This window comes from Arthrobacter sp. AFG20 (genome assembly GCF_002892795.1).
Taxonomy (GTDB): domain Bacteria; phylum Actinomycetota; class Actinomycetes; order Actinomycetales; family Micrococcaceae; genus Arthrobacter.
The window spans coordinates 146,811-171,094 of sequence record NZ_PJMC01000009.1 but is presented as its reverse complement, the minus strand read 5'-3'; the positions used below and the strand labels follow the sequence as shown (position 1 = coordinate 171,094).

The window sequence follows — 24,284 nt, the reverse complement described above, 5'->3', positions numbered from 1 at the left end:
GGTGAAATCCCGGCGGCCATTTCAGGATTCCGCTGTGGAGTTTTTGTCCACATATCGCGAGCAAAAGTGCCTTTTGAGGCCGATATCTGTACAAAAACTCTGGAGGTGGCGTGTGGAATGGACTCGGGAGTCAGTACAGGAAGATGTCGATCCACGTCCGGTTGTGCGCGTGGAGCAATACCAGGAACAGCACGAAGTCGAAGAGCAGATGCACGCTCACGATGTACGACAGCGACTTGGTCACCGTGAAGATGCGGGCCTGCAGCAGGGCGAACGGGTAGATGAACAACGGCGCCCAGGACCTGAACCCCAGTTCCCACAGGAACGACGTGAACAGGACCGCCTGGAGCAGGTTGGCCTGCCAGTCGGGCAGGTGGCGGCGCAGCAGTGCGAAGCAGGTGCAGATGAAGAACAGCTCGTCCCAGATGCCCAGGGCGTTGGTGCCGAGGAAGAGCCGGGCGATGCCCTCGGGGTCGTGCACCGCGGGCCAGTTCGAGTAGACCCCGGTCCGGATCATGTAGACGGGCAGCAAGGCGTAGCCAATCACGACGACGGCGGGCAGGTACCATCTCTCCGCACGCGTCCATTTCTGCCCGGTCCGCACCGGAAACACCACCGCATGCTCTTTGGTGACGAAGCGCGACACGGCATAGGGGATCCCCACGGCGGCGATCATGGCCGAGCCCATGACGAGCATGTGGGAGGTGCTGACGTCAGTGGTGATCGGCACAGCACTGATGATGGCCACCCCGGCAGCAATCAGCGCGAGGTCGCGGAACAGCAGCCGGTCCACGACGGCCGCGACCACGAGCGCTGCGGCGAGCAGGGCATACCCCAATAGGCTCTGGTCCAGCGCGAACAGGACAAAGCCGGCCAGCGAGACCATGGCTGACGGGACAACGCGCAGGGAACTCCCCTTTACGGTGCGCTCCCCGGTCAGCCGAGTGCTCACCGGTGCCTGAACTCCGGCTGGCGCTTCTCCACGAAAGCAGCCATGCCTTCCTTCTGGTCCTCGGAGGCGAAGAGCGAATGGAACAGCCGCCGTTCAAACAGCACGCCCTGCGCCAGACCCGTTTCGAAGGCCGCGTTAACGGCTTCCTTGGCCAGCATGGCGGCCGGCTTCGACTTGGACGCGATGACCTCCGCGGCCTTCAGCGCCTCCTCCACGGTGTCCGCGGCAGGCACCACCCGTGCCACCAGGCCCGAGCGCTCCGCCTCGGCCGCGTCGATGAACCGGCCGGTCAGGATCATGTCCATCGCCTTGGCCTTGCCTACGGCGCGGGTGAGCCGCTGGGACCCGCCCATGCCCGGCACGACGCCGAGGTTGATCTCGGGCTGGCCGAACTTGGCATTGTCGCCGGCGATGATGAAGTCACACATCATGGCCAGCTCGCAGCCGCCGCCCAGCGCGAAACCGGACACGGCCGCAATCAGCGGGATCCGCAGCCTGGTGAGATCCTCCCACCCGCGGAACCAGTCGGCGTCGTACATCTCCAGGTAGCCTTTGTCCGCCATCTCCTTGATGTCAGCGCCGGCAGCGAAGGCCTTCCCCGAACCGGTAATCACGACGGCGCCAACGCCGGGATCCGCGTCCATGGCCGAAACCGCCGCCACGAGTTCCTCCAGGGTGGTCCTGTCCAGGGCATTCAGCGCCTCGGGCCTGTTCAGGGTGACGAGTCCAACGCGCCCGCGGCGCTCCACCAGAATGTTCCCGTACTCGTGCGTCATCCATGCCCCTCACGTGGTTGGTACGTCCTGAAACTAAGCCTACTGTCCTGACTTGTCCCGGATATCCGTGATGATGCCGGAGAAATCCCGGCCAGCCCCGCCTTCCACGGCAAAGGCGTCGTAAATCTCGGAGGCCAGCGGGCCCATCCGGGCGGCAACGCCTGTGGACTGAAGGGCGTTCAGTGCCAGGCGCAGGTCCTTGGCCATCAGGGCTCCGGCGAACCCCGGCTGATAGTCGCGGTTGGCCGGGCTGGTGGGCACCGGCCCCGGGACGGGACAGTTGGTGGTGAGTGCCCAGCACTGCCCTGACGCCGCGGACGCAACGTCGAACAGGGCCTGGTGCGTCAGGCCCAGCTTCTCCCCGAGCACGAACGCCTCGCTGACGGCGATCATCGAGACGCCCAGGATGAGGTTGTTGCAGACCTTCGCTGCCTGGCCGGAGCCGTGCTCTCCGCACAGCACCGCGCGCTTCCCCATGACATCGAACAGCGGCCGCACTGTCTCGAAGTCCTCCGGCAGCGCACCGACCATGAACGTCAGCGTGCCGGCCTCCGCACCGACCACGCCGCCGGAAACCGGCGCGTCCACGGAGCGGTGACCGGCGTCGAGGGCCAGCCGGGCGGCTTCCCGTGCCTCGTCCACGTTGATGGTGGAGCAGTCCAGGAACATGGTGTTCGGCGCCGCTGCCTCCAGCAATCCGGGTTGTCCGTCCCCGCCGCGGTACGCGTCCAGCACATGCTGCCCGCTCGGGAACATCGTGAGCACGATGTCCGCTCCGGGCATGGTTTCAGCGGCACTCGCGGCGACGGGGATGCCGTGCTCGCGCGCGGCGGCCAGCGCGGCCGGCACCACGTCGAAGCCGATTACCTCGTAGCCTGCCTTGACCAGGTTGACCGCCATGGGACCGCCCATGTGGCCGAGCCCGAGGAAGGCAACGCGCGGTTTCGCTGCTTCAGGCACGGTTGCTTCATCAGGCATGGTCCGACTCCCTTTCCCACAAAACCAGTTCCCGGTCCCCCAACGGCGCAAAGTACCGCTCGACGTCGTCCTTGTGCACCTCCGGCAGCGTGGCCGGCTGCCACTGGGGGTTGCGGTCCTTGTCCACCACCTGCGCCCGGATCCCCTCCCGGAAGTCCGGTCCGGCGAGGCAGCGCAGTCCCACGCGGTATTCCTCGGCGAGCGCCTGGTCGAGCGTCAGCCCGCGCGACCGGCGGAGCGAGGCCAGGGTCACCTTGACGGCGGTGGGCGACTTCGCCTCGATGGTGTCGGCGGCCGTCGCTGCTTCCCCGCCCGCGGCACGCAGCCGCCGGACGATTTCCTCGGCGTCGTCCGCTGAATAGCAGGCGTCGATCCAGTCCCGCTGCGCCTCCAGCGCCGAGGCGGGTGCCTTTTCGGCTAAGCGTACGACGGCGGCTTCCGCACTTTCGTTTTCCAGCGCCGCCGCGAGGTCCGCGAGGCTGCCGGACGGGACAAAGTGATCGGCCAGCCCCAGGAAAAGCGCATCGGCGCCGCTCAGGTGGGCGCCGGTGAGGGCGGCGTGGGTGCCCGCCTCCCCCGGGGAGCGTGACAGCAGGAGGGTGCCGCCGACGTCGGGCACGAACCCGATGGTGGTCTCCGGCATCCCGGTCCGGGTCCGTTCGGTGACGATGCGCAGGGAGCCGTGCGCGGAGATGCCCACGCCGCCGCCCAGCACCAGGCCGTCCATGAACGCCACATAAGGCTTGGGAAACCGCTCGATGAGCGAGTTCATCCGGTATTCGTCCGCCCAGAAGCCGGCCGTTTCGTCACCGCCGGCGAGAATGTCCCGGTAAATGGCCACGATGTCCCCACCCGCGCACAGGCCGCGGTCGCCGGCGCCCTGGACCAGCACGGTGGCCACGGTATCGTCGTCCGCCCAGGCAGTGAGCCTTTCCAGGACGGCGGTGACCATGCCGGCCGTGAGCGCGTTGACTGCCTTGGGCCGGTTGAGCGTGACCACCCCCAGCTTGCCCCGTTGTTCGAACAGCACCTGCTGTTCAGGTTCAGTCATCAGCTTCCTTCCGGCATGATGAAGCTGGCACCCTGCCGGATACCGGAGGGCCAGCGCGAGGTCACGGTCTTGGTCTTGGTGTAGAAGCGGAAGGCGTCGGCGCCGTGCTGGTTGAGGTCACCGAACCCGGACGCCTTCCAGCCGCCGAAGGTGTAGTAGGCAATGGGCACCGGGATGGGGACGTTGATGCCCACCATGCCCACCTGCACGCGGCTGGCGAAATCCCGGGCCGCGTCGCCGTCTCGGGTGAAGATGGCCACGCCGTTCCCGAACTCGTTCTCGCTGCAGAGCCCCAGCGCCTCGTCGTAGTCGGACGCGCGGACGACGCTGAGCACGGGGCCGAAGATCTCCTCGCGGTAGATCTTCATGTCCTTGGTGACGTTGTCGAACAGCGTGGGTCCCACCCAGAAGCCACCGCCGTAGCCGTCCACGGCCAGGCCGCGGCCGTCCACCAGGAGCGAGGCGCCGTCCTCCTCGCCGGACTTGATGTAGCCCTCGATCCGCTCCTTGGCCGCGGGGGTCACCACCGGCCCGAAGTCGGAGTCCTGGGCCAGGCTGTGGCCCACTTTGAGGGACTTGATCCGCTCCTGCAGCCGTGCCACCAGCTTGTTCGCTGTCTCCTCCCCCACGGGAACGGCCACGGAAACTGCCATGCAGCGTTCACCGGCCGACCCGTAGCCGGCCCCGATCAGGGCATCGGCGGCCATGTCCAAGTCCGCGTCCGGCATGATCACCATGTGGTTCTTGGCGCCGCCGAAGCACTGCGCCCGCTTGCCGTGGGCCGCCGCCGTTGCGTAGATGTACTGGGCGATCGGAGTGGAGCCGACGAAGCCGATGGCCTGCACGCGCTCGTCCTCGAGCAGCGCGTCCACGGCTTCCTTGTCGCCGTTGACCACGTTGAAGACGCCGTCCGGGACCCCTGCCTCGGAGTAGAGCTCAGCCAGGCGCAGCGGCACGGACGGATCACGTTCGGACGGCTTGAGGATGAACGCGTTGCCTGCCGCGAGTGCCGGCCCGGACTTCCACAGCGGAATCATCGCGGGGAAGTTGAAGGGCGTAATGCCCGCCACCACGCCCAGCGGCTGGCGCATGGAGTGCACGTCGATGCCCGCGCCGGCGTCGTCGGAGAATTCGCCCTTGAGCAGGTGCGGGGCGCCGGCGGCGAACTCCACCACCTCGATGCCGCGCTGGATGTCGCCCCGGGCATCGGCGAGGGTCTTCCCGTGTTCCGAGGACAGGAGGGCAGCAAGCTCGTCCATGTTCTCGTTCACGAGGTCCACGAATTTGAGCAGGATGCGGCCGCGCCGCTGGGCGTTCATCGCGCCCCACTCCGGCTGGGCTTTTTCGGCGTTCGCGATGGCGTTCCGGACTTCTTCCGCGCCCGCCAGCGGCACCTTGGCCTGGACCTCCCCGGTGCAGGGATCATAGACGTCGCCGTGCCGGCCGGAGGTGCCGTCCACCCGCCGGCCGCCAATGTAGTGGGATAGTTCGTGAACCATGGATGCTCCTTTGCATGACCCCGGTCATCTTTGGTGCTGAATCTACTCGGACTTCCTACTAAATTCCAGAGTCCCCAGCGCGGGGTGCGCTGCCATACCGGGTGCCGGGCAACCCCCATCCGCATCCAAGTTCGGTAAGTTAGGACTGTGAAGATAGCTACCTGGAATGTGAACTCGCTGCGTGCCCGTGCCGACCGTGTGGAGGCGTGGCTGCAGCGTTCCGACTGTGACGTCCTGGCCATCCAGGAAACCAAGTGCAAGGACGACAACTTTCCGTGGGAGCTCTTCGAGCGCATGGGCTACGAGGTGGCACACTTCGGCGTCAACCAGTGGAACGGTGTGGCCATCGCCTCGCGGGTGGGCCTGGACGACGTCGAACGCGGCTTCACCGACCAGCCGCATTTCGGCAAGGCGGGCAAGGATCCCGTCCAGGAAGCACGTGCCATGGCCGCCACCTGCGGCGGGGTCCGGGTATGGAGCCTCTACGTCCCCAACGGCCGCTCCCTCGACGACGAGCACATGCCCTACAAGCTCAAGTGGCTTGATTCCCTGAAGAACCACGCGGCCGGGTGGATCTCCGAGGACCCGTCCAAGCAAGTCGCACTGATGGGCGACTGGAACATCGCCCCTACGGACGACGACGTCTGGGACATCGACCTGTTCCTCACCCAGGGCTACACCCACGTCAGCGAACCTGAGCGGGCCGCGTTCCACGCGTTCGAGTCGGTGGGCTACTCCGACGTCGTGCGCCCCCACACCCCGGGCCCGGGCGTCTACACGTACTGGGACTACACCCAGCTGCGCTTCCCCAAAAAGGAGGGCATGCGGATCGACTTCGTGCTCGCCTCGCCGGCCCTCGCCTCGCGCGTTTCCGGCGCGTCGATCGACCGCGAGGAACGCAAGGGCAAGGGCGCCTCCGACCACGCGCCGGTGATTGTGGAACTGACCGACTGATGGAGGCTGACGGCTGATGACAGGCAGGCATTCATGACGGGCAACCTCTACCGGGGCCAGGCCGGGCTCCCGTTTTCCTCCACGCTGCGCGTCTATGAGCCGCTGGACGCGTTTCCCGAGGATCAGCAGGCCGCCATCAAGTCAGCCGGTGAACGGGCGGTGTCCCGCGCCGCCGTCGAAAACGCGGAACTGCTGGCTTCGCTGGGGCGGATCACCCGGCCGGGCGGCGATCCGTTTCCCACCGGCCGGACCGACCTGGTGCGCGTCACCCGCGCCCCGGGTGTCCCCGTGGAGGATGCCGACAAGGAAAGCGCAGAAGAGGAAACGTCCGACGGCGTCGGGCTGCTTTACTGCCCGAGCCAACTGGTGCTTCGTGCCGGCTTGGCGGCCAACGCGCTGATCGAGGGCATTCACGGGCCTCTGGCCGAGCTGCTGATCCCCGAGGAGCAGCGGGACAGGCACCAGGAACGCATCGACCTGGTCAACGCGCGGGACGGCATCACCCGGGTGCACACCCGCGCCTCCACCTGGGGCATCCCCTTCAGCTGGTTCTCGCTGTTCCTCGAGTCCGACCCGCAGGACGTCGTGGAGGCCGGCGGCAGGATCCTCACCGTGCGTGTGTGGGCGCCCATCTCCGACGCCCTCGACCGGGTGCGCTATGCCGTGGCGAACCTGGCCCTCGCGGCGCCTGACCTTGACATGCTGGACGACCTCACGCAGCTCACCGAATGGCTGGAGCTCTTCCATGCCGACTCGATGGTGGAACTGGACTACGGCGCAGTGGCGGACAAGGTCTACCCGGACGACTCCCCCATGGACGTGCGGCTGGGCATCGAATGCCTCGCGGAGGGAGACATGACGGGCGCGGCCGCCGCCTACCGCCGGCTGGCTTCCCGCTGGATCCCCATCCGCCAACTGGCCCGGGCCTCGTAACCCGCACACTTCCCCGCCAGGCACCCGGCCCTTCAAAGACGTCAGGTGCGCTGCTATGAGGACCGGGGCGGCGCCGTCGTGCGTCTGACGATCAGGCGGTGCGGCGCGACCGAGGACCGCACCGAACCGGGGATCCCCAGGAGTTCGTCGAGCAGCATCTTGGTGCCAAGCTCGGCCTGCTCGTCGGGCCGCTGCCCCACCGTGGTGAGGCCGATGGCGTCGGAAAAATCGTGGTCGTCGATGCCGATCACGGACAGGTCCTGCGGCACCCGGACGCCGACGCGGTTCGCTTCGAAAATGACCCCCATGGCCATTTCATCTGAGGCGCAGAAGATGGCGGTCGGTTTCTCGCCTGGCTGGGCCCACAGCCGCCGGAACGCCTCCTGGCCGCTGCGGACGGTGAAGTCGCCCCACTCGTCCCACTCGGGGCGGACTTCCAGGCCGGCAGCTGTCATGACGTCCTGGAAGGCCAGGATGCGGACCCGGGGAACATCGAAGTTGAGGTCGGTTTCATCGTCGCCGTGCAGCAGCGCGATGTCCCGGTGGCCGAGTTCGATCAGGTGCCTGACGGCGGTGGAGGCTGCCGCGTAGTCGTCGATGCCGATGTAGGCACATTCCTCCACGTGGCCGCCCACCACCACCAGCGGGATGTCGATCTTTTGCAGGTGCTCCAGCTCGTCCCGGGTCAGCGCCATACACAGGACCAGGAGGGCGTCGATCTGTTTGTAGACCATGGTCTTGCTGAAGAGCCGCTCGCGGTGACTGCCGTGGCCGCCCAGGTTGAAGAGTGAAAGGTTGTACTGCCGGGCATGGAGTTCGCGGTCCGCGCCCTCGATGGCCTTCGAGAAGAACCACCGGCTCACGAACGGGGCCAGCACGCCGATGGTCTTGGTGCGTCCGGTGGCAAGGCCGGACGCGGAGGATGAGGCAACGTAGCCCAGCGCCGCGGCCACCTCAAGGATTTTTTCCCGGGTGGCCGGGGAGACGCGGGGCAGGCCGCGCACGGCGCGGGACACGGTTGCGGTGGAAACACCTGCGGCCGCGGCCACGTCTTCGATACTGACCCCTGAGTGGCCACCGCGCTGTGCCCTTTCAGTAGTGCGCGCCACGATGTCCTCTCTAAGCCCTCATGCAGGTGTCCGCCGTGCTGTTCTCCCGGCGGCAAGTGTCCATTTTAGTCCTGCAGGTATTACGTGCGGCGCGTGGCCGTGCGCGCGGGGAGGCGCCTGCGGAGCCTGACCATGCCATACAGTGCCAGCAGTGTGGCCAGCAGTCCGAGCGCCCAGAAGACAGCGGGCTGTCCGGTCACCTCCATCCAGACGGTGACGACGAGCAGCACCACGGCCCAGAAGCCAAGGAATCCGATGATGATGTCGAAGTCCTCGCCGGAACGGACGCGCTTGGGCGCGACCGGTTCCGGCTTCCTGCCCTGTGGTGCTGCTCCGTGCGTCACTTGACAGCACCCGCCGTCAGGCCGGCCACAATCTTGCGCTGGAACACCAGCACCAGGATGACCAGCGGAATGGTGACGATGGTGCCTGCCGCCATGATGGCCGTGTACGGGACCTGGTTCGGCTGGGCCCCCGCGAAGTTGGCGATGGCCACCGTTACCGGCTGCGTGGCATCGCTGGACAGCTGGCTGGCGATCAGGAATTCATTCCACGAGGAGATGAACGCCAGGATCGCGGTGGTGAAGATGGCCGGTGCCGCGAGGGGCATGATGACCTTTCGGAAGGCCTGTCCCTGCGTGCAGCCGTCCACCCGGGCCGACTCCTCCAGCTCCCACGGCATCTCCCGGAAGAAGGAGGTCATGGTGTACACCGTCAGCGGCAGGACGAACGAAATGTTCGGGATGATCAGTGCCTGGTAGCTCCCCATCCAGCCGATGTTGGTGAACAACTGGAACAGCGGAGTGATCAGGGCGACGCCCGGGAACATGGATGCGCCCAGAATGAAGCCGAGCACCATGTACTTGAACCGGAAGTTCAGCCGCGCGAGCGCGTACGCCGCGAACACACCGATGATCAGCGACACCAGCGTGACGACGCCGCCGATGAAGACGCTGTTGAGCAGCGCCTGGCCGAACCGGTTGCCGAAGGAAGTGTCGAACGCGGTGTTGAAGTTGTCCAGCGTGACATGGCTGGGCAGGATCGAGGTGTCGTAAGTGAAGCCCACCTCGCGGAACGCCGTCACCACCATCCAGTACGCCGGCGCGAGGCACCAGATCAGGATGACGGCGGCACTGATGTAGGTCCTGCCCTGGGCCCACTTCTCGCTGTTCTGGGCCTTGCGGCGGCCTCGGTCCTGCTCCGCGCGCAGGCTTGTGGCGGAGGATGTCGCGGCGGTCATTTCTTCCCCTTACCGGTGGCGCCGCTCTGTTCAACAACATTTGCGCCGAGGAACCGGACAAAGATGAACGCGACAAGAAAGATGATGATGAAGGTGATGGTCGACAACGCCGCGGCGGCGTTAAACCCTTGCCTGATCTGGTTGATCACCAGGATGGACAGCGTGGTGGTGTTGTTCGCGCCACCCGTCAGGATGTACGGGAGGTCGAACATGCGCAGCGCGTCCAGGGTGCGGAACAGGATGGCAACCATCAGGGCCGGCTTCACCAGCGGCAATGTAATCAGCCGGAAGCGCTGCCAGGCGCTGGCACCGTCGACCTTGGCGGCCTCATAAACCTCGGCCGGGATCATCTGGAGTCCAGCGAGGATCAGCAGGGCCATGAAGGGGGTCGTCTTCCAGACGTCCGCGATGACCACTGCCCACTTCGCCGGCCATTCGCTGCCTGTCCACAGGATCGAGGTGTTGAATAGCTTGTTGGCGATGCCTTCGAAGGCGAAGATGAAGAACCAGAGCTTCGCGGTGACGGCGGTGGGGATTGCCCACGGCACCAGTACAGCAGCACGGACCATGCTCCGGCCCTTGAAGGTGCGGGCCATGATCATTGCCATCCAGAAGCCCAGGACGGTCTCGAAGGTCACGGTAACCACGGTGAAGAAGAACGTAGTTGCCGTGGCCGACCAGAACTGCGCACCCAGCGTACCCGGCGGGCACGCCACCGTTCCGCCTGCCGGAGCAGAACACTGCTGGGCGAGCCAGTTGACGTAGTTTTGGACGCCTGCCGGACCGCCTGCGGTAAAGAGACCGGTGGCCGGATCCAGGCCGGCATCCTTCTGGAAGGACATCACGATTGCGCTGATGATCGGGTAAACGATCACCACGGCAAGGGCGATGATAGTCGGGGCAAGGAGCCACGAGGCCCATTTCCCCTGACTCAGAATCTTGTTATCCTCACCCACGCCCTTGGGGCCGTGGTGGATCGGGGCGCCGCCCGACGCCGGTGCCTTGACCGGCGTCGGGCCTACTTCGGTTGCCATGGCAGAACTACGATCCTGAACCGGCGGATTCGATGGACTTCTGCATGTCAGAAAGTGCGGTGTCCACGGGCTTCTCGCCCTTGATGGCTGAATACGCATTTTCCTGGATTGCCTTGGTGACCGCCGGGTAGAACGGGCTGACCGGACGCGGCACGGCGTTCTCGATGGAGGTCTTCAGTACGGGCAGGTAGGGGAGCTTCTTCACCAGCGCGGCGTCAGTGTAAAGGCTGCCCAGCACCGGAGCCAGCGACCCCTGGGTGGCGTAGAACTTCTCCGTCTCTTCGGACGTCATGAACTTCAGGAAGTCCAGGGCCGTTGCCTTGTTCTTGGAGTAGACGCTCACAGCCATGCTGTGGCCACCCAGCGTGGACGCACCGGGGCCGTCCTTGCCCGGGATCGGGGCGATGCCCAGCTTGTCCTTCACTGCCGAGGAACCTTCAGTGGTTGCCAGGTTGTAGACATAGGGCCAGTTGCGCAGGAAGAGCAGCTTTCCGCTCTGGAACGCCTGGCGGCTCTGCTCCTCCTGGAAGGTGATGCCCTCCTTGGGGATGTTGCCGTCGGCGTAGGCCTTGGCCAGGTTCTCCAGGCCCGTCTTGGCCTCCGCGGTGTTCAGGCTGGGCTTGCCGTCCGGATCCAGAACGGCGCCGCCGGCGGAGTTGATGGCCTCCGAAGCGTTGACGGTCAGGCCTTCATACTTGCTGAACTGCCCGCCGTAGCAGCCCATGTTGTTCTGCTTGGCGATGGAGCACATTCCCATCATCTCGTCCCACGTCTTCGGCGGGGTGGGAACAAGGTCCTTGCGGTAGTACAGCAGGGCGCCGTCGGAGGTCTGCGGGGCCGCGTACAGCGTTCCCTTGTACGAGGCGGCGTCGACGGTCGGCTTCAGCATGGCGCTGGTATCGAAGGCCATCTTGTCCTTCAGCGGCTGGAGCCATCCCTTGGCCGCGAACTCTGCGGTCCACACGACGTCAACGTCCACGACGTCATAGCCGGGATCCTTGGCCTGGAAGTGCTGCACGATGTCGTCGTGCTGCTGGTCGGCCTGGTCCGTCTGCTCCTTGAAGGTCACCTTCTCGTTCGGGTGGGCTGCGTTCCACTTCTCGATCAGCGGGCGGACCACGTTGCTGTTGTCCTTGCCCTGAACGTAGGTGATGGGACCGCGGCCGTCCAAGCCGTTGGCGGCGTCGCCTCCCCCGGCACCGCCGCCTGTGGTGCCGCCCCCGCCGCCGCCACAGGCAGACAGGGTCAGGGCGAGCACACCGGCGGTGGCAACCGGGAGTAAGAACTTAGGGGTTTTCATTGGCTGGAGACTCCTCGCTGAGTGACATGAAAATCAATCGTGCGGTTGATGTGGTGACTGTCACACTAGTAACGTTGCCCGAAGAAATGCAAGCGTTTACACCTAATTGTTACCGGAGAGGCAACTATGAGTCACCGCCCGATCAGCACGCCGGCTTCCGAGACAACGGCGTGGTGGGCCCACGCAGCTGTCTATCAGATCTATCCACGTTCCTTCTCCGACGGGAACGGTGACGGCATGGGCGACCTGCCCGGTGTCACGGCACGCCTGCCCTACCTGCAGCAGCTCGGGGTCGACGCCGTCTGGCTCTCGCCGTTCTACCGGTCCCCGCAGGCGGACGGCGGTTATGACGTCGCCGATTACCGGCAGGTGGACCCGGCTTTTGGTACGCTGGCCGACTTCGACGCCATGCTGGGGGACGCCCACGCCCGAGGGCTGAAGGTGATCGTCGACCTGGTCCCCAACCACACATCCGATGAACATGTGTGGTTCCAGGAGGCCCTCGCGGCGGAACCCGGCTCGGCCGCCAGGGAGCGGTACATGTTCCGGCCGGGAAAGGACGAGGTTCCAGGCTCCGGCGACGGTAACCTTGCGCCAAACAACTGGAAATCCATCTTCGGCGGACCGGCCTGGACGCGGACCACGAACGCGGACGGCTCCCCCGGCGACTGGTACCTGCACCTGTTCGACACGAAGCAGCCGGACCTCAACTGGGAGAACCCCGAGGTCTGGGAGGAAATGCGTTCAGTGCTCCGTTTCTGGCTGGACCGGGGCGTGGACGGATTCCGAGTGGACGTGGCCCACGGGATGGTGAAGGCGGCCGGCCTCCCCGACTGGGAAGGCGTGGCTGCCATGGTGGAAGGCTCCGCCGAAGCCGCCCATGTGACGGATCCCCCGGGCGCCCACACAGAGGCAGTTGAACCGCATACGGCACACGCCTCTCCGGCCGGTGATACTGTCGGGGACACCGCCGAGGGCACGGAACACGAGCCCGTATCGCCGCTGTATCCCCCGTCGCCGTTCTTTGACCAGGACGGCGTGCATGACATTTACCGGGATTGGAACCGGGTCCTGGCCGGCTACGACGGCGACCGCATGCTGGTGGCCGAGGCGTGGGTTGAACCGGCGGAGCGGCTGGCGCGGTACATCCGGCCGGACGAGATGCAGCAGGCCTTCAACTTCGATTTCCTGCTGGCTGGCTGGGACGCCCGGCGGATGGCCGTGGCCATCGAGGATTCCCTCGAGGCTGCCGCGTCCGTGGGCGCACCGTCCACGTGGGTCCTGAGCAACCATGACACGGTGCGCCATCCGAGCCGTTTCGGTTTGCAGGACCCCACCACCTTCCCGAAGGGGATTGCCGCCGAGGACGAGCAGCCCGATGCACCCCTGGGGCTGGCCCGCGCGAGGGCGGCCACGCTGGTGTCCCTGGCCCTCCCCGGCTCCGCGTACATCTATCAGGGCGAGGAGCTGGGCCTCCCCGAGCACACCACGCTGCCCGCCGAAGCCCGGCAGGACCCGACGTTCTTCCGGACCCACGGCATTGAGCGCGGGCGCGACGGCTGCCGGGTGCCCCTGCCCTGGAAATCCGCAGCGCCCGGGTACGGCTTCGCAGAGGCGTCCACCGTTCAGGACCCGGCCGCGCCCTGGCTGCCGCAGCCCGCATCCTTCGAAGAGCTGGCCGCAGACCGGCAGGACGGCGTCAAAGGCTCCACGCTGGAGCTGTACCGCGCCGCGCTCACCGCACGCCGGAACCATTGTTTGGGATCCGGAACCTTCTGCTGGGCGGACAACCACGAACCCGAACTGGGCGTCCTGGCGTTTCACAACCGTGATGTCCTGGTGGTCGCCAACACCGGGGCGGATCCAACGCCGATCCCCGACGGTTACCGGGTGGCACTGTCGAGCGCTGCAGAATCAGGCGCTGATGAAGCCGTGGTTGTGCCCAACAGTGCGGCATACCTGGTGGCGGGATAAGCGGCCCGATGGTCTCTGGCTAACCGGTTTCCGGCTAGTCAGAGCTCTGGATAACGGAGCTAGCGGACCCGCTCGGCGCGGCTGAAGCGGGTCCGCGCGCCGGCCGCGATGTGCACCAGAACCGGTGTCCGCTGGCCCACCACGGCGCTCAGCGCGTCGACCAGGTCCGCCGCTTCGGCGGCGACGGCCTGCGGAGCCACACCCGGCCTTGGGTGCAGCCGGAGCTTCAGTGCCGGCTGGCCCTTGACGTCGTAGATCGAGACCGTCGCACCGGCGAGATCGGGACGGTCGGCCAGGGCGTTCTTCAGTGCCTGCTCGGCCACTCCCCCGCCGATCCTGATGTCCCCGGGAACGCCGCCCGGATCCTCCGCTGCCAGCAGGAGGTCGGTGCGGCCCTTGCCCTGCTGCGCGATCCACGCAACCATGAGGCCGATCAGCAGCACCACTGCGAGGGCCAGGACTACCCACAGCCAGCTCCCCTGCCGGCCGGGGAACTGTGTGCCTTCGAAGGCCGCCGTGACGCTGTCCGACACGCTTCTGGACCAGGAGTGCCACCATGCCGCCACGGAGGGGACGGCCGCCAGGAGTACGAGCAGCACGCCGATCACCAGCAGCTTAAAGCCAAGAATGCCGAGAAGGATCCGGTTGAGAAGCCTTGGTGTGCCGTTCACGCGCCCACCACCCCGGAGGTCGACAGATTGATGGTCACCTGCGGCATGGGAGACGGTCCCATCGCCTCCAGTTCCTCCTCCACCGCCTGCAGGATGGCGTTTTCGCTGACCGGCACGCCGGACGTGGGGCGGACGTTGACCACTACCTGGCGCCGGGAAACCACCACCATGACCTGTTCCTGCGTGACATTGGCTGCCAGGCGCGCGCTTCGGGCAAGGGCCGCCGCGATGACTTCATCATCAACCACCACAGCAATCCGCCGGTCAGACAGCAGATGCCTGGCCCGGCGCCCGGGCAGGACCGCGCATAGGAAAAAGAAGAGACCTACGGCAGCGGTCACGGCTCCGGCAGCACCCAGCAGCAGCGGCGGCAGTCCGGACGGGAGCGCCACGATCCGTTCGGCTGCCGTCTGCGGATCGATGAGCCAGGGCGGCTGGCCGATGGCGCGCACCGCGGATTCCAGGAGTGCGTAAAGACATAGCACGATGACCAGTGAACCGGCGATGACAGCTGCCACGGCTCGTGAGGCGTGGGTCTCGCGGTGCAGGACGCGGCGCATGTCGATGGCTGAGGCGTGCGCCGCACCCGAGCTGCCCTGCGCCGGGTCGCCGGCGGAATCATGCTGCTGTTCGACGACGGAACTCACCGCACCCTGCCCTCTTCCGTGACGTGGGCACCGCTGATGCGGATGTCCACCCTGCTCAGACTCGCACCGCTGAGTTCGGTGACCTTGGTCAAGATGTCGGTTTTGGCGTGCACGGTCCTGTCCCAGATGGAGCCGCCCAGCGCAGGGACACGTCCCGGGTCGCGGAGGACTGCAGTGAGGCTGGGGATCCGGATGGGGGCGACGAGCGACAAAGCCAGCAGGCCGCCGTCGTCCGACCAGTCCGCGCGGACATCATGGGCATGAATGCCCAGGGCATCGGCAGCGGCAGCCTTGGCCAAGCTCGTGAGCGCCTGCGTGCTGATCCTGTTGTGTCCGCTGTACTGCCCGCTGGGCGTGGCTTCGGCTGCCTGGCTCGTATCGGCTGCCTGGTTCATGAGGATGAGCGCCGGCCGCTGATGGCGTCGATGACGCTGCGGAGGTCCAGTTTCCCTTCTGCGGCGCGGCCCAGAAGCGCACCGATTCCCATGAACAGCAGGGAAATCAGGAAGCCCCAGAGACCGAACTGTAGTGACATGAACGCTACGAAGGCGCCGACTGCGATTCCAACGACAGTGGGGCTCACAGGACCGCCTCCCTCTCAGCGACGGCGCCAGCACCTGTCGGCTTCACCGGCGGTGCAATGTAGACGTCGTTGATCTCGACGTTCACCTCGATGACCTGCAGGCCCACCAGTTTCTCGACGGCAGTGTAAACGCTTGCCCGCACCTGGTTGGCCAGGGCATGCAGCGGAGCGCCATAGACCGCCACCAGGGTGATGTCCACCGCCACCTGGGTTTCGCCGACCTCGGCGTGCACGCCTGCGGCGTGATCGGAGCTGCCCACCGCGTCCCTGATGGCACCGAGTGCCCGTGAGGACCCTGTCCCCAGGGAGTACACACCGGGCACGGCGCGGGCCGCGATCCCGGCGACTTTGGCCACGGCGGTCTCGGAGATCACGGTCCGCCCGCCGGCTGCAGCCGGCGTCAGGGCAGGGTCCACACGAACGGCGGCGGTTTGTGGATTCTGGTATTCCATCAGCACTCCCCTTCTGTTGAACACAACCCTATCCCCTAGGCCGGACAACGTCAGGGGCCGCGCGCACCGCGTTCCCCGCGGGCCCCGGCGCAGCGCAATCCCCATGGAGCCTTAGTGGCAGTTCGCAGACAGCCACCCGGTAACGGGGGCCATGGCGGCCTCGAACTCGCCGTTGGAATACACGCTCTGGTCGGAGAGCCCTGCCAGTGCCACCTTGTTGAACCGCGAGAAGTCCGCCTTCAGCGCCTCCGGCACCCGCTGTGCCGTCTCCGCAAGCTCCGCTTTCTTGTGCTCCAGTTCTGCTGTCTTGCCCTGTGCGGCGGAGAGGGGCAGCAGGGACGCCCCCGTGGCTTGCGTCGAGATGGCGGCGCAGGCCTCAGCCGCCGAGGCGTAGCCGCCAAAGGGACCGGACGCCGCACTCGCGGACGCGGTAGGAGCGGCGCTGCTGTCCGCCGTCGTGGTTGTTGCAGACTCCGACGGCGCACTGCCGGAGGCAGGCGCGGAGCAGGCGGTAAGTGCCACTACGGCAAAAAGGGCAGCGGCGTACAGCGGGCGGGCAAGATATTTCACAGTTTCCATTCCTGGAGTGGTTTTGCCACCTTAGGCGGCCTAGCTGGGCAGCCGAAGAACGCCTGCCCGTCCCCCGGCGTGCGAGTCTAGCCCGGCCGGCACACCACTTTCCAAGTTGACAGGCCAGGTGCTTTTTTGCAGTCGTGCCTCAAAACGGCTCTGTATATACAGGGACTCAGGTTGAGCAAAAGGCGCCCGGACCCGGAAATACTCACCAGGTCCGGGCGCCTCCCGATGATTGCTTCAGTGACGGCTTACTTGTAGAGGCCGTTGCCGCCAACGTGGACGTTGGTGGGCAGATAACCGAACGGGCCGAGGCCGTTCTTGCCGAAGCTGCGGTCAACCTTGGACACGCCGTCGCGGAAGTTGATCTTCACGGTGGGCGACAGGGAGCCGCCGCGGACGCCGTTCACGTTGTCGATGAAGGACTGGACCAGGCCGCCCGGCTGCACGTAGTGCGAGTAGGCCTGGAACTGGCGGCCGTTCTGGTTCGGCGTCGGCGCTTCCGGGGACTCGGACGGCAGGTTCAGGTCCGTCGGGGAGCCGAGGGCCAGGCCGCTGTTGTTCATCGGCTGGTAATCGGAGCGGACGCCGTTGCCCACGAAGCCGTAGACGCCGTCGGGTCCGCGCATGCCTGCAGCGTAGGTGAACTGGTGGCTGATGGTGAACAGGTAGTACTTGTTCTTGCCGCCTTCATTCTGGATGAAGATCTGCGGACGCTCGGTCTGGTCGTTGACGCAGTTGGCGGACAGGACCGGCGGCAGGAAGTGCCACTTGGTCAGATCCTTGTTGTCTGCCACGGCCAGGCCAACGTTGGCGGTCTGGTAGTAGGCTCCCTTGCTGTTGACCTCGGCGAGGTTCTCCGCATTGGGGTCACCCTTGGCGTAACCCAGGTCCTCGTCCTTGCAGCGGTAGTCTCCGCGCTTGCCGCCGGTGTTGCCTTCGAACACCATGAAAGTCTTTCCGGGGTGTGCCGGGTCAGCGAAGGTGTACGGGTCGCGGAATGCGAAGCCCGGGTTCTGCGCCTTGTTCTGGTAGAGCTTTCCGTCCGGCTCAAGCAGCTTGGTGTGCTGGAAGCCGTCGAAGGTCACGCCGTTCTTGTCGGCGTGGATGTTGCCGAGCGCTTTGGCGATGGCGGCGTCCGGGGCGATGCCGCCGCCGCCGGCGTTGCGCTCCTTGACGTCGTAGAACGTGGTGGCCGTGTAGAAGACGTTCACGTGGTTGCCCTGCATCAGGCGCGTGGAGCCGGACCATTCCGTGTTGCCGATGGACGTGTTGTCCAGGAACAGGTGTCCGCCGTAGTTCCACTTGTCCTTGGCCGGGTCGGCGTTGGTCTTGCGGAAGAAGTAGCCGATGCGGGCGTTCCAGTGGCGCTGGTCGAAGCCGTAGCCTGCGTGCCGGTCAGCGACCAGCGAGAAGATCACGTCGTAACCCTTGTAGCTGATTTGGTTCGCGTTCTCGTCGGTCAGCGACCAGGTGTCCCAGACCCATACGTCGTCGTTCATGGCAGGGAAGTCCTCGGGGATCTCCGGCATGGTGACGTCGGGGCTCATGGAGTTCTGGCCCGGCTTAACCTTGGAGTCGCTCTGCGCCATGATCTGCTTGGCATCCGCACGGGTCCACTTTGAGGTGAAGTCCGACGCCGGATCGTGGGCCGTCTGAGTGTGGGGCGTCGGCAGGGGGAAGCCCGGTGTCGGCGTCGGCATCTGGGTACTCGCCGGCGGATCCGACGGCTCATTTGCCTGCGCCGAAGGCACGGCGAGGAACGCCGTGGCGGCGACAGTTGCCACCAGAGCTGCGGCGGCGGGGCGCCACCGCAGCATCCGGGGGGTGTTGGGGTGCTTGTGCATTTTTTGCTCTTCTCGCGGAGTTACGTTCGTGGAAGACGGGCAGCTGCCCTTGCCCCCGAACTCCGGAGACCCCGCTGACACGGCATGCGTCATCGAGGACGCCGTTGTGTCGAGGGAGAAGCGGGGTTTGGGTGGGACCCCGCGGTGGGCGATCCGAAACGTCATACATTTCGCGGCCCACACTCCACGCTAGACAACGTTGTCAGCCGAGTTCAACACGGTTTTCGGTCGTCATCCTCGGCCAGACACCCTGACGTGCAAGCGCTTACATCTCGTTTGCGCGCGCGTGCCCCACTTCAGGACGGGAATCAAACCTGTCTTCATAGTTGCGTCATCAATGGCGTTGCTCACACCGACAGCGGGCTCGGGCCGACCAAAAACGGGGGACTTGACGCGGAACAGGCCGGCCGCCGTCGTGATTTACGACGCCGCTGCCCCCAAAGTGCCCCACGACCGCTGGCGCATTGGGAGCCAGGGTTAGATCTTCAGTGGGGACCGGGCTGATATGCCGGCTTCCCTGCGGCTCCCCGGACGCCGGCGCCGCCGGACAGTCGTTGGGTGCAGTGACGCACCGGAGGACGGCTTCCCCACCTCTGGCGGGGAAGCGGAGGAAGCGTTGGCGAAAAGGCCGCAGGACCTGAGGAAGCGTTGCGGGAAAGGCCGCAGGACCTGAGGAAGCGTTGGCGAAAAGGCCGCAGGACCTGAGGAAGCGTTGGCGAAAAGGCCGCAGGACCTGAGGAAGCGTTGGCGAAAAGGCCGCAGGACCTGAGGAAGCGTTGCGGGAAAGGCCGCAGGACCTGAGGAAGCGTTGCGGGAAAGGCCGCAGGACCTGAGGGAGCGTTGCCGAAAAGGCCGCAGGACCTGCGGAAGGGAACCCCAAAGACAGGGAAACCCGGGGGAACGAAAAAACCCCGCTGTTCCTAATGGAACAGCGGGGTTCTAGCTGGTGGCTCCGACCGGCGTCGATCCGGTGACCTTTCGATTTTCAGTCGAACGCTCTACCAACTGAGCTACAGAGCCTAGGTGACATGTCACCATGAATGCCGGAATTTCCTCCGGCAAACAAAGCGACCCTGACGGGACTTGAACCCGCGACCTCCGCCGTGACAGGGCGGCGCGCTAACCAACTGCGCTACAGGGCCTTGCTATTTCTTGCTTCCGCAGTATTGCTACCGCGTTTTTTCAAGGACTCCAGCCTACCAGACTTTTTTGCCTGCTTTGACCACTTCCTTGCGTACCCCCAACGGGATTCGAACCCGTGCCGCCGCCGTGAAAGGGCGGTGTCCTAGGCCGCTAGACGATGGGGGCCTGGACTCAATTTGGTAGAACAAGGGCAAAAATAAAGGGCCGAAGCCTTTCGTTCTTGTCCCTTCGCGTTCCTCCGAACTGGACCTGTAAAACTATAGAGCCTCTCCCCGGAATATCCAAAATCGGCCCGATGGACACGCAAACGGCAAGCAAATCCAAGCCCGCCACATTGGCGGTTTCTTGGCTAGACATGGCCGATTTCCGCCAGCCACGGTGCAGGGAACGCAGCTAGATTGGCATCATGGCATCCACCGCCGGCACCAGCCCCCTCCAGCCCCACTCCCCCGACGGCCCCTCCCCTGATGGACCGGCGCCGGAAGGACCCGCTCCCGAGAAACCCGCACGCTCCATGAACGCGCTCGGCGTCGCCGCCGTCGTGGTGACGGTGGTGCTCTGGGCCTCCGCCTTCGTGGGCATCCGCGCCGTCGGCCCAAGCTTCTCCCCCGGCGCCCTGACACTGGGGCGGCTGGCGATCGCCGCCGTCGTGCTCGGCGCGTTGGTGCTGCCCAAGTTGCGGGCGCTCCCGCGGGGCCGCGAGTGGTGGCCGATTCTCGCCTACGGCGTCATGTGGTTCGGCGGCTACAACGTGGCGCTCAACGCCGCGGAGCATTCCCTCGACGCCGGAACCAGCGCGCTGCTCATCAACGTGAACCCCATCCTGGTGGCGGTGATGGCAGGCATCATCCTCAAGGAGGGTTTTCCGCGCTGGTTGATCATCGGCAGCCTTGTGGCGTTCGGCGGCGTCGCGGTCATCGCTTTGGGGTCGGGGACGCGTTCGACGGCGGACGTGGCCGGCGTGTTGCTTTGCCTCCTCGCTGCTGCACTCGCCGCCGTCAGCGTCATCATCCAGAAGCCCGTGCTGCGGAAGTTTCCGGCCGGGCAGGCCACGTGGTTCGGCATTATGGTGGGCCTCGTCTGCTGCCTGCCCTTCGGTGGCCAGCTTGTGACGGAGCTGCAGGCGGCCCAGCTGCCGGCCACCCTCGGCCTGGTCTACCTCGGCATCTTCCCCACCGCCATCGCCTTCACCACCTGGGCGTACGCGCTGTCCCTGATCGATGCCGGGAAGCTGGCCGCCACCACCTATCTGGTTCCCGGCACCACCGTCCTGATCTCCTGGCTGGTGCTCAGCGAGATCCCGACTGTCTGGGGACTCGTGGGCGGCGCCATCTGCCTTCTCGGCGTCGGGCTGACCCGGCGGAGGTCCCGCTAAAGTTTGGATATGCCCGCAAACCTGCCGCCCGGCCTCCCGATCGTGCCGGACGGCGCCGGCGACCCGTCTGGGTTCGAGATGTCCGAAGCCGACTTCGAAGCCGCCGTCAGCGACGCCCTGGACCAGCTTCCGGCCGACGTGTCCCGGGCCATGGACAACGTGGCGGTGTTCATCGATGACGACTACGTCCGGCAGCCCGGAGAGGACCCGGACACTGTGCTCCTGGGACTGTACGAGGGCGTTCCCCTGACCGAGCGTGATTCCTGGTGGGATGCCGGATCGCTTCCGGACCGCATCACCATTTACCGTCAGCCCATCCTGGACATCTGCTCCTCGCGCGAGGACGTGGTGGAGGAGGTGGCGGTGACGGTGATCCACGAGATTGCGCACCACTTTGGAATCGACGACCAGCGGCTTCACGAACTCGGGTGGGACTAGCCTTGTAGTCATGGGACACGACCACAACCACACCCACGGCCTCACGGCAACGGGTAGGCACCGCGGCAGGTTGATTGCGGTTCTGGCCATCACCCTCTCCGTGATGCTCATCCAACTGGTCGGTTCCCTGCTCTCCGGCTCGCTAGCCCTGCTGGCCGATGCGGGCCACATGCTCTCTGACGCAGCCGGCGTCTTCATCGCCCTGATGGCAGCATGGATCGCAGCGCTGCCGGCCAGCGATCTACGGACCTACGGCTACCAACGCGCGGAAGTCCTGGCCGCCCTAGCCAACGCCCTGATCCTGGTAGTCGTAGCGGCTGTCATCTTTACCGAAGCCATCCGCCGCATTGGCTCCGCACCCGAGGTGCACACCGACATCATGCTGTACGCCGCCATCCTCGGTGCGGCCGCCAACCTCGTCTCGCTGCTGATCCTGCGCAAGGCCCAGCAGGAAAGCCTGAACGTCCGCGGCGCCTACCTTGAGGTGCTGGGCGATCTCCTCGGCTCATTCGCCGTGATCGCCGCGGCGCTGGTCATAAAGTTCACCGGTTATCTGGCGGCAGACACCATCGCCTCCGTGATCATCGCGCTGATGATCCTGCCGAGGGCCTGGCACCTGCTCCGCGAGGTGGTCGATGTCCTGCTGGAGGCCACCCCGAGAGGCGTGGAAGTCAGTATGATCCGCGAACACATCCTCTCGGTGGCCGGCGTGGTTGCCGTACATGACATCCACATCTGGACCATCACGTCCGGCGTGCCGGTGTTTTCCGCTCACGTGGTGGTGGAGGACGAGATGCTGAGCGCGAAGGGCGCGGACCAGGTCCTGGACAAACTTACGACCTGCCTGGGCTCGCATTTCGATACCGAGCACTGCACCTTCCAACTCGAACCGGCCAGCCACTACGAGCACGAATCACCTCAGCACGCCTGACGGCGTTTCATCTCGCTGCCGCGCCTTGAAGCACCGTTCCCGACGGGACCTTCCCTGCGACACGCCCGCCGCATCTCCGCCCAAATGACACTGGTGTTGTTTATGTTATTGATGTGACTGCTGTTGCCAATGTGGCGATCCGGCCCTAACCTCAGAGGGCTGGGCATCTTCAGAGGAGCACTTCCGTGCTGCCTCCCGACTCGTTCGCCCCGCCTGACTTGCGAGGTTATGAATGAGTTTGACCGGCCCCGGCCGCACAGCGGCAGTCCTGTGCAGCGCCGTCGTCCTCTTTGGAACCCTCGCGGCACCTGCGACCGCTGACCGGGCGGTCGCCGTCAGCCCGCCAACATCGGCCTTCGGGGCAACAGCCCTGACGGTACCGGCCTCGCCGGAAATCCCCTCCCCCTCGGACATCGCTGCCGCCAAGTCAAGTGAAAGTGCGACGGCGGCAAAGGTTGCCGACATTGAGGGCATCCTGGCCGACGCCGCGACGGCCCAGGAAGTCACGTTCGCACATACGCTCGAAGCCAACAACGCCTATAGCAATGCCCTGGTGGAGCTGGACACCAGGTCGGACTTTGCCGCGGTGGCCACGGCCAGGGCGGCTGCCGCGGACAAGGAACAGTCCAAGAGCCGCAAGGCCGTAGGGCAGCTGGCCGGGGACCTGTACCGGAACGGTGGCCTCAACCCGGAGCTGAGCGGCCTGGTCGCGGGCACGGGCGACGTCCTCGCCAAGGCCGCAACGCTGCAGGCCCTCACCGCGGGCCGGAGCAGAGCCTTCGCCGCAGCAGAAACCACCGCCGCAGCCGCCGAATCCCTCACCGCTGCTGCCGCCGACGCCCGCCGCGCTGCAGACGACGCCGCGAAAACTGCCGAGACGCTCAAGGCACAGGCCGATCAGGCTAATGCGGCCCAGGTGAAGGAAGTGGCGGACGCGAAGGCGCAGCGGACTGTCCTCGTGGGGCAGCTTGCCTCGCTGCGGAACACGACGGCGGCGCTTGAGTCCGCCCGCGTGGACGGCCTGGAACGCCAGCGCCAGCAGGCCCGTCTCGCCGCCGTAACTGCGGCAGCTGAACGTGCCGCCGCGGCCCAGGTGGCCGCAGACAAGGCAGCGGCAGCGAATGCTGCGGACGCAGACCAGGCACCGGCGGCGAACGCTGCGGCGGCAGGCAGGGCGAGTGCTGCCGCGCCGGAGCAGTCTGCTTCCGTGCCGTCCCGGACGCCGGCCCAGGCCGCTCCTTCACAGGCAACTCCGGCAGCTCCGGCACCTGCGGCCCCGGCTCCTGCAGCTCCCGCGCCAGCCCGCCCGGCACCTGCGCCGGCCCGCCCGGCACCTGCGCCGGCCCGCCCGGCTCCCGCGCCAGCACAGCCTGCGCCAGTACGGCCCACTCCCGCGCAGCCCGCGCCAGCGCCTGCACCGGTTCAACCGGCACCGTCTCCCGGCGGTTCCAACCAGGCGGCCATTTCCGTGGCGATGGGCAAGGTGGGGTCCCCGTACTTCTATCAATATGGCGGCACTGGCGCGTACGGCTTCGACTGTTCGGGCCTGGTCCAGAACGCGTTCGCGGCCATTGGGAAGCAACTGCCGCGCACGGCTGCGGAGCAGTTCGCGCAGGCGCCCGTCCACGTGCCCCTGTCCCAGGCGCAGCCCGGTGATCTGCTGGTGTGGGGATCGGCGCCCGGTTTCTACCACGTGGCCATCTACCTCGGCGGCGGCAAGGTAGTTCAGGCACTCAACCCGTCTGCGGGCATCACCGTGACGGACCTGGGCATGATGGCCGGCATGCAGCTCCACCCGGTCGCTGCGCGGTACTAACTCGGCCG

24 protein-coding genes and 3 tRNA genes are annotated in these 24,284 nt (G+C 66.1%); 7 read left to right on the top strand and 20 right to left on the bottom strand.

What is annotated here, in order from left to right; translation table 11 throughout:
• Window positions 1-130 precede the first annotated feature (130 nt).
• Genes CXZ05_RS12745 through CXZ05_RS12725 form a run of 5 tightly spaced genes read right to left on the bottom strand, consistent with a single transcriptional unit; the run spans window position 131 to window position 5,256 of the window.
• Window positions 131-952, bottom strand: a complete 822-nt coding sequence (locus CXZ05_RS12745; RefSeq protein WP_102972958.1) for a type II CAAX prenyl endopeptidase Rce1 family protein — start codon at window positions 950-952, stop codon at window positions 131-133.
• Entirely contained in the window at window positions 949-1,728 is a 780-nt protein-coding gene (locus tag CXZ05_RS12740; RefSeq protein ID WP_102972957.1) for an enoyl-CoA hydratase, read from the bottom strand. The genes CXZ05_RS12745 and CXZ05_RS12740 overlap by 4 nt, the downstream gene beginning before the upstream one ends.
• Window positions 1,729-1,767: 39 nt before the next feature.
• The gene (gene mmsB / locus CXZ05_RS12735; RefSeq protein WP_102972956.1) at window positions 1,768-2,706 is read right to left on the bottom strand and encodes a 3-hydroxyisobutyrate dehydrogenase; all 939 of its coding nucleotides are present in this window, start codon (window positions 2,704-2,706) and stop codon (window positions 1,768-1,770) included.
• On the bottom strand, window positions 2,699-3,757 hold the full coding sequence (locus tag CXZ05_RS12730) for an enoyl-CoA hydratase/isomerase family protein (RefSeq protein WP_102972955.1): 1,059 nt from the start codon (window positions 3,755-3,757) through the stop codon (window positions 2,699-2,701). Before CXZ05_RS12730 ends, mmsB begins: the two co-directional genes overlap by 8 nt.
• Window positions 3,757-5,256, bottom strand: coding sequence for a CoA-acylating methylmalonate-semialdehyde dehydrogenase (locus tag CXZ05_RS12725; RefSeq protein ID WP_102972954.1), 1,500 nt, complete (start codon window positions 5,254-5,256; stop codon window positions 3,757-3,759). The genes CXZ05_RS12730 and CXZ05_RS12725 overlap by 1 nt, the downstream gene beginning before the upstream one ends.
• 147 nt (window positions 5,257-5,403) lie before the next feature.
• Here CXZ05_RS12725 and CXZ05_RS12720 point away from each other — a divergent pair, with 147 nt between their 5' ends.
• Complete coding sequence (locus tag CXZ05_RS12720) at window positions 5,404-6,210, top strand: exodeoxyribonuclease III (protein ID WP_102972953.1); 807 nt, start codon at window positions 5,404-5,406, stop codon at window positions 6,208-6,210.
• A 33-nt stretch (window positions 6,211-6,243) separates the two neighbouring features.
• On the top strand, window positions 6,244-7,143 hold the full coding sequence (locus CXZ05_RS12715) for a hypothetical protein (RefSeq protein WP_102972952.1): 900 nt from the start codon (window positions 6,244-6,246) through the stop codon (window positions 7,141-7,143).
• 53 nt (window positions 7,144-7,196) lie between these two features.
• On the opposite strand, the gene CXZ05_RS12710 is transcribed toward CXZ05_RS12715, so the two are convergent.
• The 5 genes from CXZ05_RS12710 to CXZ05_RS12690 form a co-directional block, all read right to left on the bottom strand.
• The gene (locus CXZ05_RS12710; protein ID WP_102972951.1) at window positions 7,197-8,252 is read right to left on the bottom strand and encodes a LacI family DNA-binding transcriptional regulator; all 1,056 of its coding nucleotides are present in this window, start codon (window positions 8,250-8,252) and stop codon (window positions 7,197-7,199) included.
• Window positions 8,253-8,332: 80 nt separating this feature from the next.
• A complete protein-coding gene (locus tag CXZ05_RS12705) occupies window positions 8,333-8,596 on the bottom strand; it encodes a hypothetical protein (protein WP_102972950.1) in 264 nt (87 codons plus the stop codon).
• Complete coding sequence (locus CXZ05_RS12700) at window positions 8,593-9,492, bottom strand: carbohydrate ABC transporter permease (protein ID WP_102972949.1); 900 nt, start codon at window positions 9,490-9,492, stop codon at window positions 8,593-8,595. Before CXZ05_RS12700 ends, CXZ05_RS12705 begins: the two co-directional genes overlap by 4 nt.
• Window positions 9,489-10,526, bottom strand: a complete 1,038-nt coding sequence (locus tag CXZ05_RS12695) for a carbohydrate ABC transporter permease (RefSeq protein WP_102972948.1) — start codon at window positions 10,524-10,526, stop codon at window positions 9,489-9,491. The genes CXZ05_RS12700 and CXZ05_RS12695 overlap by 4 nt, the downstream gene beginning before the upstream one ends.
• 7 nt (window positions 10,527-10,533) lie before the next feature.
• Window positions 10,534-11,826, bottom strand: coding sequence for an ABC transporter substrate-binding protein (locus CXZ05_RS12690; RefSeq protein WP_102972947.1), 1,293 nt, complete (start codon window positions 11,824-11,826; stop codon window positions 10,534-10,536).
• Between the two features lie 126 nt (window positions 11,827-11,952).
• Here CXZ05_RS12690 and CXZ05_RS12685 point away from each other — a divergent pair, with 126 nt between their 5' ends.
• Window positions 11,953-13,800: a glycoside hydrolase family 13 protein gene (locus tag CXZ05_RS12685; RefSeq protein ID WP_102972946.1), complete on the top strand. Its 1,848-nt coding sequence runs from the start codon at window positions 11,953-11,955 to the stop codon at window positions 13,798-13,800.
• Between the two features lie 59 nt (window positions 13,801-13,859).
• Here the strand turns inward: CXZ05_RS12685 and CXZ05_RS12680 are convergent, their stop codons facing one another.
• The 10 genes from CXZ05_RS12680 to CXZ05_RS12635 form a co-directional block, all read right to left on the bottom strand.
• Complete coding sequence (locus CXZ05_RS12680) at window positions 13,860-14,471, bottom strand: hypothetical protein (protein ID WP_102972945.1); 612 nt, start codon at window positions 14,469-14,471, stop codon at window positions 13,860-13,862.
• Complete coding sequence (locus CXZ05_RS12675) at window positions 14,468-15,118, bottom strand: DUF6286 domain-containing protein (protein ID WP_102972944.1); 651 nt, start codon at window positions 15,116-15,118, stop codon at window positions 14,468-14,470. The genes CXZ05_RS12680 and CXZ05_RS12675 overlap by 4 nt, the downstream gene beginning before the upstream one ends.
• Window positions 15,115-15,513 (bottom strand): hypothetical protein, encoded by a 399-nt coding sequence (locus CXZ05_RS12670; protein WP_102972943.1) that lies wholly within the window; start codon window positions 15,511-15,513, stop codon window positions 15,115-15,117. The genes CXZ05_RS12675 and CXZ05_RS12670 overlap by 4 nt, the downstream gene beginning before the upstream one ends.
• A complete protein-coding gene (locus tag CXZ05_RS12665; protein WP_003799126.1) occupies window positions 15,510-15,701 on the bottom strand; it encodes a DUF2273 domain-containing protein in 192 nt (63 codons plus the stop codon). Before CXZ05_RS12665 ends, CXZ05_RS12670 begins: the two co-directional genes overlap by 4 nt.
• The gene (locus CXZ05_RS12660; protein ID WP_102973003.1) at window positions 15,698-16,153 is read right to left on the bottom strand and encodes an Asp23/Gls24 family envelope stress response protein; all 456 of its coding nucleotides are present in this window, start codon (window positions 16,151-16,153) and stop codon (window positions 15,698-15,700) included. Before CXZ05_RS12660 ends, CXZ05_RS12665 begins: the two co-directional genes overlap by 4 nt.
• Before the next feature lie 111 nt (window positions 16,154-16,264).
• Window positions 16,265-16,732, bottom strand: coding sequence for a hypothetical protein (locus CXZ05_RS12655; RefSeq protein WP_258006564.1), 468 nt, complete (start codon window positions 16,730-16,732; stop codon window positions 16,265-16,267).
• Between the two features lie 245 nt (window positions 16,733-16,977).
• The gene (locus CXZ05_RS12650; RefSeq protein WP_102972941.1) at window positions 16,978-18,573 is read right to left on the bottom strand and encodes a glycoside hydrolase family 68 protein; all 1,596 of its coding nucleotides are present in this window, start codon (window positions 18,571-18,573) and stop codon (window positions 16,978-16,980) included.
• Window positions 18,574-19,517: 944 nt separating this feature from the next.
• Window positions 19,518-19,593: transfer RNA gene (locus CXZ05_RS12645), tRNA-Phe, on the bottom strand.
• Between the two features lie 48 nt (window positions 19,594-19,641).
• Window positions 19,642-19,715: transfer RNA gene (locus CXZ05_RS12640), tRNA-Asp, on the bottom strand.
• 93 nt (window positions 19,716-19,808) lie between these two features.
• Window positions 19,809-19,881 (bottom strand) — tRNA-Glu (locus tag CXZ05_RS12635).
• A gap of 241 nt (window positions 19,882-20,122) precedes the next feature.
• Here CXZ05_RS12635 and CXZ05_RS12630 point away from each other — a divergent pair.
• The 4 genes from CXZ05_RS12630 to CXZ05_RS12615 all read left to right on the top strand — a co-directional run bounded on the left by CXZ05_RS12630 (window position 20,123) and on the right by CXZ05_RS12615 (window position 24,276).
• Window positions 20,123-21,091 carry a DMT family transporter gene (locus CXZ05_RS12630; RefSeq protein WP_102972940.1) on the top strand — a complete coding sequence of 323 codons (969 nt, stop codon included), beginning with the start codon at window positions 20,123-20,125 and terminating at the stop codon, window positions 21,089-21,091.
• Window positions 21,092-21,100: 9 nt separating this feature from the next.
• Window positions 21,101-21,529 carry a metallopeptidase family protein gene (locus CXZ05_RS12625; RefSeq protein WP_102972939.1) on the top strand — a complete coding sequence of 143 codons (429 nt, stop codon included), beginning with the start codon at window positions 21,101-21,103 and terminating at the stop codon, window positions 21,527-21,529.
• Window positions 21,530-21,539: 10 nt separating this feature from the next.
• Window positions 21,540-22,460, top strand: coding sequence for a cation diffusion facilitator family transporter (locus CXZ05_RS12620; RefSeq protein WP_102972938.1), 921 nt, complete (start codon window positions 21,540-21,542; stop codon window positions 22,458-22,460).
• Window positions 22,461-22,692: 232 nt separating this feature from the next.
• Window positions 22,693-24,276, top strand: coding sequence for a C40 family peptidase (locus tag CXZ05_RS12615; protein ID WP_102972937.1), 1,584 nt, complete (start codon window positions 22,693-22,695; stop codon window positions 24,274-24,276).
• Window positions 24,277-24,284 lie beyond the last annotated feature (8 nt).

Bases quoted from the DNA above. Each gene is read 5' to 3' on its own strand.
- CXZ05_RS12740 (WP_102972957.1), bottom strand. From the start codon at position 1,728: ATGACGCACGAGTACGGGAACATTCTGGTGGAGCGCCGCGGGCGCGTT.
- mmsB (WP_102972956.1), bottom strand. From the start codon at position 2,706: ATGCCTGATGAAGCAACCGTGCCTGAAGCAGCGAAACCGCGCGTTGCC.
- CXZ05_RS12730 (WP_102972955.1), bottom strand. From the start codon at position 3,757: ATGACTGAACCTGAACAGCAGGTGCTGTTCGAACAACGGGGCAAGCTG.
- CXZ05_RS12725 (WP_102972954.1), bottom strand. From the start codon at position 5,256: ATGGTTCACGAACTATCCCACTACATTGGCGGCCGGCGGGTGGACGGC.
- CXZ05_RS12715 (WP_102972952.1), top strand. From the start codon at position 6,244: ATGACGGGCAACCTCTACCGGGGCCAGGCCGGGCTCCCGTTTTCCTCC.
- CXZ05_RS12700 (WP_102972949.1), bottom strand. From the start codon at position 9,492: ATGACCGCCGCGACATCCTCCGCCACAAGCCTGCGCGCGGAGCAGGAC.
- CXZ05_RS12695 (WP_102972948.1), bottom strand. From the start codon at position 10,526: ATGGCAACCGAAGTAGGCCCGACGCCGGTCAAGGCACCGGCGTCGGGC.
- CXZ05_RS12690 (WP_102972947.1), bottom strand. From the start codon at position 11,826: ATGAAAACCCCTAAGTTCTTACTCCCGGTTGCCACCGCCGGTGTGCTC.
- CXZ05_RS12685 (WP_102972946.1), top strand. From the start codon at position 11,953: ATGAGTCACCGCCCGATCAGCACGCCGGCTTCCGAGACAACGGCGTGG.
- CXZ05_RS12670 (WP_102972943.1), bottom strand. From the start codon at position 15,513: ATGAACCAGGCAGCCGATACGAGCCAGGCAGCCGAAGCCACGCCCAGC.
- CXZ05_RS12660 (WP_102973003.1), bottom strand. From the start codon at position 16,153: ATGGAATACCAGAATCCACAAACCGCCGCCGTTCGTGTGGACCCTGCC.
- CXZ05_RS12655 (WP_258006564.1), bottom strand. From the start codon at position 16,732: ATGGAAACTGTGAAATATCTTGCCCGCCCGCTGTACGCCGCTGCCCTT.
- CXZ05_RS12650 (WP_102972941.1), bottom strand. From the start codon at position 18,573: ATGCACAAGCACCCCAACACCCCCCGGATGCTGCGGTGGCGCCCCGCC.
- CXZ05_RS12630 (WP_102972940.1), top strand. From the start codon at position 20,123: ATGGCATCCACCGCCGGCACCAGCCCCCTCCAGCCCCACTCCCCCGAC.
- CXZ05_RS12625 (WP_102972939.1), top strand. From the start codon at position 21,101: ATGCCCGCAAACCTGCCGCCCGGCCTCCCGATCGTGCCGGACGGCGCC.
- CXZ05_RS12620 (WP_102972938.1), top strand. From the start codon at position 21,540: ATGGGACACGACCACAACCACACCCACGGCCTCACGGCAACGGGTAGG.
- CXZ05_RS12615 (WP_102972937.1), top strand. From the start codon at position 22,693: ATGAGTTTGACCGGCCCCGGCCGCACAGCGGCAGTCCTGTGCAGCGCC.